A 9,553-nucleotide genomic window follows, 5' to 3' on the forward strand; every position below is an offset into this window, starting at 1 on the left:
GTCAATGCAACGCCTTGCCCACACCCTCGCCTGCCTGACGGCGATCTCGATCACCTCCCCCGCCCTGGCGCTGGAGACGAGTTTCCACACCTATGACGGTTTTGCCGAGACGGTCGATGCGTTCCGCCTCGTCTCGATGATCTTCGCCGATCCGCGCTATGAGACGCTGGTGCTGATCGTCGCGGTAGTGGGCCTCGCTTTGGGCGCCGTGCTCGCCATGATCCGCGGCACGGGGATGGGCCTTGTCGCTTTCGGCCTTCAGATGCTGGTGGGGATCGGCCTGTTCGTCGGCCTCGTCGCCACCACCGGCACCGTCCATGTCTATGACCGCGTGCGCAATGCCTATCAGCCGGTGGGCGATGTTCCGAACCTGATCGTCCTGGTCTCTGGCGTCACCAATATGATGGAGCGGACGCTCGCCGAGACGATCGACGACAACACGCTCAACCCCCATGCCAAGCTGGAGTTCGGCGCGGGCGGCCATGCCTTCGATCTGTTCCTGAATGCGGTAAGCCCGCGCGGTCCGATGACCGACGCCTTTCTCGATGCGACGATCAAGGATTATGTCCGCCAATGCTATCCGGTGGCGCGGGTCTCGCCCGCTTACGGGATCGACGACGACCAGCTTTTCCGCACCAGCACCGACCTCCATGCCTCGTTCGCAGCGATGGCGGGTCCGGCAACGTTCAGCACGGTCTTCACCGCTGCCGACAAGGGCGGGACGACGGTCAGCTGCAACGAGGCCTGGCAGCATATCGCGGACCGGCTGTCCGATCCCGCGGTGTTCGAAGGCTATTCGGCGCAGGTTTGCCAGCGCACCGGCTATGACATCGACAAGCCCGACCAGCTCGCCCGCTGCCGCAGCAATCTCTCCGAGATGGGTGACATGATGCTGGGCACGCCGCTCACCGCCCAGGCGTTCCTCACCGATGTGCTGCTGGGAACGAGCGTCGGCGATGTTTTGTTTGAGGACAGTCCGGCGACGGCATCGCGGGTGATGGCCAATCGGGCCGTGGTCGCGGGCGGCCTGGCGACCATGTCGACCGCCAACGAATGGATGCCGACAATCCGCGCGACCGTGTTTGGGATCATGCTGTTCATGATGCCGATCGCCCTCCTGTTCATCCTCACCCCCATCAACCTGCGGGTCGCGAGCTTTGCGCTGGGGCTGTTCGTGTTCGTGGCGCTCTGGGGCGTCATCGATGCGGGCATCTATCAGCTGACGCTGGGGCGGGCGATGGCGGTGCTGGCCGAGATGCGCTCCAACCACCTGGGTGCCAATGCCTGGATGCTTGCCCCCTCCTCGGCCATGAAGGCGCTGGCGATCTTCGGGAGCTTCCGCACGGCAGCGGCGGGCTTGGCCGGCGCGTTCGTTTTCACCGTCTTCCGCTTTTCCGGCAATGTCTTCTCCTCCTTCACCGGCGGGTCGCTGGGCGTTCAGGCGCAGGGTTCGGCCGCTGCGACCGGGGTATCGACGTCGGAAGGGCTGGCCTCCGCGCTGGAAGCGCAGGCCTCGGCCATGGGCACAGGTGTTCGCCGTGGCGCGGCGTCGACCTTCGGGGATTTTGGCGAGCGATCAAGCTTTGGCGCCAATCGCAGCTTCGGCGCCGCGGGCGCGGTCACGGCATCCCATGGCACTGGCGCGCCCGGCGGCGCGGCGATGGGGCTTGGCGCGCTCGATGCCGCCCGCGAAATGGGCGGCCTTGCGCCCGCGCTTTATGGCCGGGACCTGGGTGACCCGGCAACGATCAGCGCGGTTCGCGCAGCGGCGGCTACTGGCGCCATCCACAATTTTGCGGAGAAGGATGCGCTGCGGACCCTCGGCACCCGCTATTTTGGCGCGGGCGAGGCCGGCGAGAAGGCGTTCGGCGCCTTCACCCAAGGCCTCGTCCAATGGCGAGCCTTCGGCGACACCCGCGCCTATGGCATGATGATGCAGGCGGCGACGCGGCATTTTGAACGCGCCGGTTATGACACTCAGGATGCCGAGCTCAAGGCAAGCGGCGTCGTGGCCGAGGCCAACGCCGATCCAACGTTCGCGAAACTGATCGCCAATAGCTTCACTCAGGAGTCGATGCTCCGCAATGATCTAACGGCAGCGCAGGTGCAGGTCGGCGCGATGGAGGGGCGGCGCGATTATGCGGGAGATAGGGTCGCACGGGTGGAGCGCGGCAATGTCGCGACCGAACAGGCCCACCGCACGGGCGGCAATGAAGGCCAGCGCAACGCCGCTGCCATGCTGGGTCTCCCCGTTGACGAGATGAGCCGCCGCATCGCCTTTATCAACGCCCTCTCCGGCGAAGCGCGCTCGTCTGCCATCACGCAGCTCTCCCGCGCCACTGGCCGCAATGAGGCGCAGGTCGCCAGGGCGCTTGAAACCTACAGGGCTGCGACAGAGCTCGGCACCGCAGACGGGGTGACTGCCGAGGCGACGCGTGAGGGCACAAGCGTCTATGGTCGGACCAGGGAGGCCGCCGGCTACGACTTTGCCGATCGATCAGGCAAGCTCGATGCCCAACGTGAGGTCGGCCATGACGGCACGCGCAGCGCTGCCCGGATCGGCGAAGAGCGGCGGCAATCGGAGAATTTCGGCTTTGCGCAAGGCGCCGAAGCGGCCGGCATGTCGACGCGCGAAGCCGCCCGGCTCGACAGCTTCATTCGGACGCTTGCCGACGCCAGCGGTAACCAACTCGATATGGCGGAAGGTGGCCCCGGTGGCATTGCCGACCGCGCGCGAAACGCTCGGATGACCAGCATCGTCGAACGTGAGCGCCTGTCGCGAATGCAGGGCCTGCTACGCGCCAACGGCATCGAGATGAGCAAGCGGCAGATCGCCATGGACCAGAATGGTGACTTCAGCCTCAACCTGACACCCGCGACCGCGGCACAGATGTGGAAGGCGGGCCTCCTCAACGAGAGCCAGCTGGGCGCGGTCGCCAATGGCGGCCATGCCCGGTTCAGCCTTGCCCACAACGACCTGCTGGTATCGAGCAGCGCCGGGTTCGAGAAATCCGCCCGCAATGACACCAGCACGCGGTTCGAGGCCGGCAAGCAGGCTGGCCCAGACACGATCGAGCATTTCATGGGCGGCGGCGCCGAAGGCCGGGTCGCCATGGCGAACTGGCTACGGGGCGGGTTCGAGATGGATCGCAAGGGCAACTGGCGTCTGAGGCCGCAGGTCGCGGATACGCTGCAGAGGGATGTGCAAGCGATCATGGCCCAGACCGGTTGGGACCGATCGATCGCCAGATCCGCACAGGACCAGAACACCTTCGGCATAGCGGTAGGGGCCGATGTCGCAGGGTCCACAGCGAGCGGATCGGAAAAGGCGAGAAAAGGTGGCAGGCACGCGCTCGGACGCGCCGCTGGTTCGTTGAGCATTTCCAGCCAGGAAAGCGGCATCACGAGCGAAACCGCCAGTTCCCAGCTCAACATTGTGAATTATGACGTCCGCCAGGCGATCGCCAATGCGGAACGTCATGCAACTCGGACAACAAATCCGGCCGCCGCCTTCACAGATCAACTAGCAAGCGAAATTCTGGGTTCAGAAGGGCTCCGAAACCGATATCTTGGGCAGGCTGATGCCGGTCGCGGCACTACAGATATCAATGCTCCGGTGACGTCGCTTGAGCAATCGTCTTTACTCCGCAACGGTCGATTTTCAACGGATATAGGCAACGGACTGTTCGACGGCGATCCGACGTTCAAGAAGCGCGATTAACATAGCCCGGATTCGTCGGGTTCAATGTACTTCCGACCCACAACGCGCCGGAGGCAGGATCGAGCGGATCGAACTCCTTCGGCATTCGCGATGGACCATATCGGCGGCGGGGCCAAAACTCATCTTCGTCGATAGCCCCTTCCTCAACTGCTGGCAATAAAGCCAACCATCGCTTGAGGAAGCCGTAGGACAGGATCAGCGCAACGAGCGGCGGGAAAAAGATCACATTGAGATGTCCGGCGAGGGCAGAATGATAGAATTCCGCCACTGCTTCCGATCGAAGCGAGGCGAGCCTCCCCAGCCAATAGACGGGCACCGCAGCCCACCAAAGCTTCGCATGCCATGGGCGCCATAGCCAATCCCTGAGCCGAACTGATGCCTGCCCTTGATGTTGAGAATTTTCCATCATGCCCAAACACTTTGCCGCCGATCTTTCAAAATCTACCACCTCTTCAAGGTCATAGATATGGGAAACAGTACCCCTGATAGGGCCATAACGTCTGCTGAATTCTCAAACAGAAAACGCACTGCCTACGACAATCCTCCTCCCTCCTTTTCTCCCAGATCGCCGTCTCTCCAAATTCTGGACCTGCTGCATGATGATTTCATACAATCGCCGTGCAATGTATTTTTCATCTGATCCATCTTGATCCTTTGCAACACGACCGGCATACTGCTCCAGCGGGCAGACCGACAAGAAAGTTGGTTTGCAAATGGACGAAAGTAAAGAGCAGTTTCTGCGACTGAGAGCCGTGATCGCGAAGACGGGCAAGCCCAAAGCGTCCATCTATCGCGACATCCATCTTGGCACCTTTCCGGCACCAGAGAAGATAGGCGCCAGAGCGGTCGCCTGGCGCCTATCGCGGATATTACGTTGGATGCAAGCGCCGAGCGCCTACCAGGACGACTGAAACCACTCCAGCGCCCTGACATTGGGCTTTGCCGGCGTCGCCTTTTCGATGGCAATCGCCGCTGAAGCCTGTTCGGCCTTGTCGAGATAGTCCGCCCACCATTCGAGCATCTGCCGACGGTGGGACAGATAGCGGGCGGCGTTGTAGACGGCGCGAACACCGCCGGGTACATGCGCCAGTTGAAGTTCGATCCAGTCGGGCTTGAACAGGCCCGTCTCGTTGAGCACGGTGCTGGCGATCGAACGGAACCCATGCACCGTCGCCTTGTCGCCAACCCCTAGCCGTTGGAGCAAGACCAGCATGCGGTTCGAACTGATGGTGTCACCCTGGTTTCCGATCACGGGGAACAGATATTGGCCGAAGCGCTCATTGCCATATTTCCCGTAGACGTTGAGCTCCTTGATCTCCCGGAGCAGCGCGACCGCCTGGGGCGGCAACGGCACGAGATGCTCGACCCGCATCTTCATGCGTTCAGCCGGAATTCGCCAAAGCGGCTCAGGTCCGCCCAGTCCCTCAAACTCACTCCATTGCGCATGCCGGGTTTCGGTGGTCCGGACCATCGTCAGGATTGTCCAACGCAAAGCAAGATGGCTGAGCCGGGAGCCCGTATCTGCGTTGAGTGCCGCATAGAAGTGCGGCAATTCCTTGATCGGTATTTTCGATCGATGCGTGACTGCGGCGCGCTTGCGCATCACCGTTCCCAAATCCCTGCAGGGGTCGGTCAGCACACGGCCATCGGGAATGCCGAAGCGGAAGATCTCGCTGCAATAGGCACGCACGCGATGCGCCATTTCCGTCGCTCCGCGATCCTCGATGCATTTGAGGGCTCCCAGCATGTCACGCGGGAGAATTGACCGGACCGACAGCTTGCCGATGGTGGGAAAGATGTCTGCCTCGAGCCGGCGCTCAATCACGCCGGCGTAGCGATCAGACCATCCTGGTCGCTTGGCAACCATCCATTCGTAGGCCAGTTGGCGGAACGTGGTCCGCTCAGCCTGATCCTCATATTTGAGCTGGCGCTTGATGTTGGCCGGATCTTTCCCGGCGGAGAGAGCCGCTTTCATCTCCTCACGCCAGACCCTGGCGCGGTCGATGCTCATCAACGGATAGTCGCCTCCCGTGATGCTCTTCTGCTTATGATGGAAACGGTAGGAGAAGCACCACTCGCGTCGGCCATTGGGCAGAACGCAGATATTCAGGCCCCCACCATCGGCCTTTTTGATAGGCCGGGCGGCAGGGATGATGGATTGGATGAGGGTATCAGTCAGCACGGATCAGTCTCCTGGACGCCGTGCGCGAGACTTGAATCCTAACTTTGCACCAACAAATTTACCAACAAATCTCATGGTAACCACCTGGGCGGTTATGATCCTGTTGGAAACCATGTTACATGAGATAACAGCCTGAAAATAGGCATTTTCATGACGTCCGTTTAAGACGTTGTTGGTCTTTTTGAACCTCAGGTTGGTTGCGGGGACAGGATTTGAACCTGTGACCTTCAGGTTATGAGCCTGACGAGCTACCGGACTGCTCCACCCCGCGCCGTGGTATTTTGTCCTCAAACGCCGGCGATCACATCTGTGATCTTGGCTTTTCCTCGCATAAGCTCGGGCGGCCTTTGGCCCGTTCGACTGACTGACAAGTCAGTCGCTCAGGACAGGCTTGCGGGCCGTTGCCGCTTGGCCGCGAGGGTGAGTGAATGGGTTTTATGTATCAAAAGCGCGAGCTTCAATGCCTGGCGACGCCCTACTCTTCCGGGGCTTGAGCCACAGTACCATCGGCGCAGTCAGGTTTCACGTCCGAGTTCGGGATGGGATCGGGTGGGTCACTGACGCTATGGTCACCAAGCAATGGAGCTGGCGCTTTTGAATTGGGTTTAATCGATGCCCGTGCGTTTGGGTAATCTGGTATCTGGCTTATGTTTTCTGACCACCATGGCAAGGACAGTTTTATCAGGACTGTCGTTGATGGTGGGGCTCTGCGGTTCAATGAAGAACCGTTTAAGCGCGAACAGAGCAATTAGGACCGGTTAGCTCCATGCGTTACCGCACTTCCACATCCGGCCTATCAACGTGATGGTCTATCACGGCTCGATGAAATCTTATCTTGAGGGAGGCTTCCCGCTTAGATGCTTTCAGCGGTTATCCCGTCCATACATAGCTACCCTGCTGCGCCGTTGGCACGACGACAGGTACACCAGAGGTATGTTCAACCCGGTCCTCTCGTACTAGGGTCAACTCCTCTCAAATTTCGACGCCCACGGCAGATAGGGACCAAACTGTCTCGCGACGTTCTGAACCCAGCTCACGTACCACTTTAATTGGCGAACAGCCAAACCCTTGGGACCTGCTCCAGCCCCAGGATGTGATGAGCCGACATCGAGGTGCCAAACGATTCCGTCGATATGAGCTCTTGGGAATCATCAGCCTGTTATCCCCGGCGTACCTTTTATCCGTTGAGCGATGGCCCTTCCACGAGGGACCACCGGATCACTATGACCGACTTTCGTCTCTGCTCGACTTGTCAGTCTCGCAGTCAGGCGGGCTTATGCCATTGCACTCTAACAGACGGTTTCCAACCGTCCTGAGCCCACCATCGCGCGCCTCCGTTACTCTTTAGGAGGCGACCGCCCCAGTCAAACTACCCGCCACAGAGGGTCCCTGCACCGGATAACGGTGCGAGGTTAGACATCAGAAAACAACAGGGTGGTATTTCACCTATGGCTCCACGACAACTGGCGTCATCGCTTCAAAGCCTCCCACCTATGCTACACAGTTCTTTCCTAATGCCACTCTGAAGCTGCAGTAAAGGTGCACGGGGTCTTTCCGTCTAACCGCGGGTACTCCGCATCTTCACGGAGAATTCAATTTCGCTGAGCATATCCTGGAGACAGTGGGGAAGTCGTTACGCCATTCGTGCAGGTCGGAACTTACCCGACAAGGAATTTCGCTACCTTAGGACCGTTATAGTTACGGCCGCCGTTTACCTGGGCTTCAATTCAGAGCTTGCACTCCTCCTCTTAACCTTCAGGCACCGGGCAGGCGTCAGGCCCTATACGTCGTCTTGAAGCCGACTTAGCAGAGCCCTGTGTTTTTGCTAAACAGTCGCTACCCCCTGGCCTGTGCCCCCCACAAGAGCTTGCGCTTATGTGGGGCCTCCTTCTTCCGAAGGTACGGAGGCAATTTGCCGAGTTCCTTCAGGATACTTCTCTCAAACGCCTTGGTATACTCTACCATTCCACCTGTGTCGGTTTAGGGTACGGTCTATACGGTGGGGCTATTTCCTGGGACAACTTCCCTGCCCGGACCAATCCAATAAGGCCGAACAAGTTACGCCATCCGTCACACACCACCAGGCCCACGAATATTAACGTGGTTCCCATCGACTACCCCCTTCGGGCTCGTCTTAGGGGCCGGCTTACCCTGCTCAGATTAGCTTTAAGCAGGAACCCTTGGAATTTCGGCGAGAGGGCATCTCACCCTCTTAATCGCTACTCATGTCTGCATTCGCACTTCCGATACCTCCACGGTCGGTTACCCTCCCGCTTCAACGGCCTACGGAACGCTCCGCTACCGCTCAGTCCAAAGGACTGAACCCTAAGCTTCGGTGCACGTCTTGAGCCCCGTTACATCTTCGCCGCAGGATCTCTTATTTAGACCAGTGAGCTGTTACGCTTTCTTTAAAGGATGGCTGCTTCTAAGCCAACCTCCTGGTTGTTTTGGAAATCCCACATGCTTTCCCACTTAGACGTGACTTGGGGACCTTAGCTGTAGGTTAGGGCTGTTTCCCTTTTGACGACGGACCTTAGCACCCGCCGTCTGTCTGCCGGACTAGACTCGTTGGTATTCGGAGTTTGGTTAGAATTGGTAGATCTCGCGACCCCCGCATCCATCCAGTGCTCTACCCCCAACGGCAATCATCCGACGCTCTACCTCAATAGATTTCGCGGAGAACCAGCTATTTCCCGGCTTGATTGGCCTTTCACCCCTAAACACAACTCATCCGATAATTTTTCAACATTAAACGGTTCGGCCCTCCAGTGCGTGTTACCGCACCTTCAGCCTGGTCATGCCTAGATCGCCGGGTTTCGGGTCTAATGCATCATACTCATGGGCGCCCTATTCAGACTCGCTTTCGCTGCGCCTACACCTAACGGCTTAAGCTTGCATGATACACTAAGTCACAGACCCATTATGCAAGAGGTACGCGGTCAGGTCTCAAGGACCCTCCCACTGCTTGTAGGCATCCGGTTTCAGGTACTGTTTCACTCCCCTCATCGGGGTGCTTTTCACCTTTCCCTCACGGTACTGGTTCGCTATCGGTCATGTACGAGTATTTAGGCTTGGAGGGTGGTCCCCCCATGTTCAGACAGAGTTTCACGTGCTCCGCCCTACTCAAGTCCTGATATTTCGCTTTCACATACGGGGCTGTCACCCGCTATGGCCGAACTTTCCAGATCGTTCTGCTAACTAAATATCAGGCGCTGGCCTGGTCCGCGTTCGCTCGCCACTACTAACGGAATCTCGGTTGATGTCTTTTCCTCCGGGTACTGAGATGTTTCAGTTCTCCGGGTTCGCTTCACCAAAGCCTATTTTATTCAGCTTAGTGATACCTCTCCCATTTAACACGGGGCCAGCCAGAAGGCTGGACCAGTCTTAAATGGTGAAGGTGGGTTGTCCCATTCGGAAATCGCGGGATCAAAGCTTGCTCACAGCTCCCCCACGCTTATCGCAGCGTGCCACGTCCTTCATCGCCTGTACATGCCAAGGCATTCACCAGATGCCCTTACCTCACGCTTGAGAGCCCACACCACCAACGACAATCCTGACGGATCGTCCCGGCGCATGTGGTCATTAACTCAGCCAGATATATTTGTGATTACGAACACCTGTCGATCTTGAGGATCTTGCGATCCCCGCCA

General features: G+C 59.0%; 4 protein-coding genes, 1 tRNA gene and 2 rRNA genes. 2 read left to right on the forward strand and 5 right to left on the reverse strand.

Annotated elements, in window-relative coordinates; genetic code table 11:
* Positions 1–4 precede the first annotated feature (4 nt).
* On the forward strand, positions 5–3,721 hold the full coding sequence (locus tag SKA58_RS18035) for a conjugal transfer protein TraG N-terminal domain-containing protein (protein ID WP_009823935.1): 3,717 nt from the start codon (positions 5–7) through the stop codon (positions 3,719–3,721).
* On the opposite strand, the gene SKA58_RS18040 is transcribed toward SKA58_RS18035, so the two are convergent.
* Positions 3,705–4,130 carry a hypothetical protein gene (locus SKA58_RS18040; RefSeq protein WP_009823936.1) on the reverse strand — a complete coding sequence of 142 codons (426 nt, stop codon included), beginning with the start codon at positions 4,128–4,130 and terminating at the stop codon, positions 3,705–3,707. The two genes, SKA58_RS18035 and SKA58_RS18040, sit on opposite strands and share 17 nt — an antisense overlap.
* Positions 4,131–4,434: 304 nt before the next feature.
* On the opposite strand from SKA58_RS18040, the gene SKA58_RS18045 reads away from it, so the two are divergent.
* Complete coding sequence (locus tag SKA58_RS18045; protein ID WP_009823937.1) at positions 4,435–4,632, forward strand: helix-turn-helix transcriptional regulator; 198 nt, start codon at positions 4,435–4,437, stop codon at positions 4,630–4,632.
* Here the strand turns inward: SKA58_RS18045 and SKA58_RS18050 are convergent.
* From SKA58_RS18050 to SKA58_RS18065, 4 genes are all read right to left on the reverse strand, one after another.
* Positions 4,617–5,903, reverse strand: a complete 1,287-nt coding sequence (locus tag SKA58_RS18050; RefSeq protein ID WP_009823938.1) for a tyrosine-type recombinase/integrase — start codon at positions 5,901–5,903, stop codon at positions 4,617–4,619. The two genes, SKA58_RS18045 and SKA58_RS18050, sit on opposite strands and share 16 nt — an antisense overlap.
* Positions 5,904–6,097: 194 nt before the next feature.
* Positions 6,098–6,174 (reverse strand) — tRNA-Met (locus tag SKA58_RS18055).
* A 191-nt stretch (positions 6,175–6,365) separates the two neighbouring features.
* A 5S ribosomal RNA gene (rrf, locus tag SKA58_RS18060) occupies positions 6,366–6,480 on the reverse strand.
* 152 nt (positions 6,481–6,632) lie between these two features.
* Positions 6,633–9,430: ribosomal RNA gene (locus tag SKA58_RS18065) — 23S ribosomal RNA — on the reverse strand.
* Positions 9,431–9,553 lie beyond the last annotated feature (123 nt).

This window comes from Sphingomonas sp. SKA58 (assembly GCF_000153545.1).
In the GTDB taxonomy this organism is placed as follows: Bacteria; Pseudomonadota; Alphaproteobacteria; order Sphingomonadales; family Sphingomonadaceae; genus Sphingobium; species Sphingobium soli.

Bases quoted from the DNA above. Each gene is read 5' to 3' on its own strand.
- SKA58_RS18045 (WP_009823937.1), top strand. From the start codon at position 4,435: ATGGACGAAAGTAAAGAGCAGTTTCTGCGACTGAGAGCCGTGATCGCG.
- SKA58_RS18040 (WP_009823936.1), bottom strand. From the start codon at position 4,130: ATGATGGAAAATTCTCAACATCAAGGGCAGGCATCAGTTCGGCTCAGG.
- SKA58_RS18035 (WP_009823935.1), top strand. From the start codon at position 5: ATGCAACGCCTTGCCCACACCCTCGCCTGCCTGACGGCGATCTCGATC.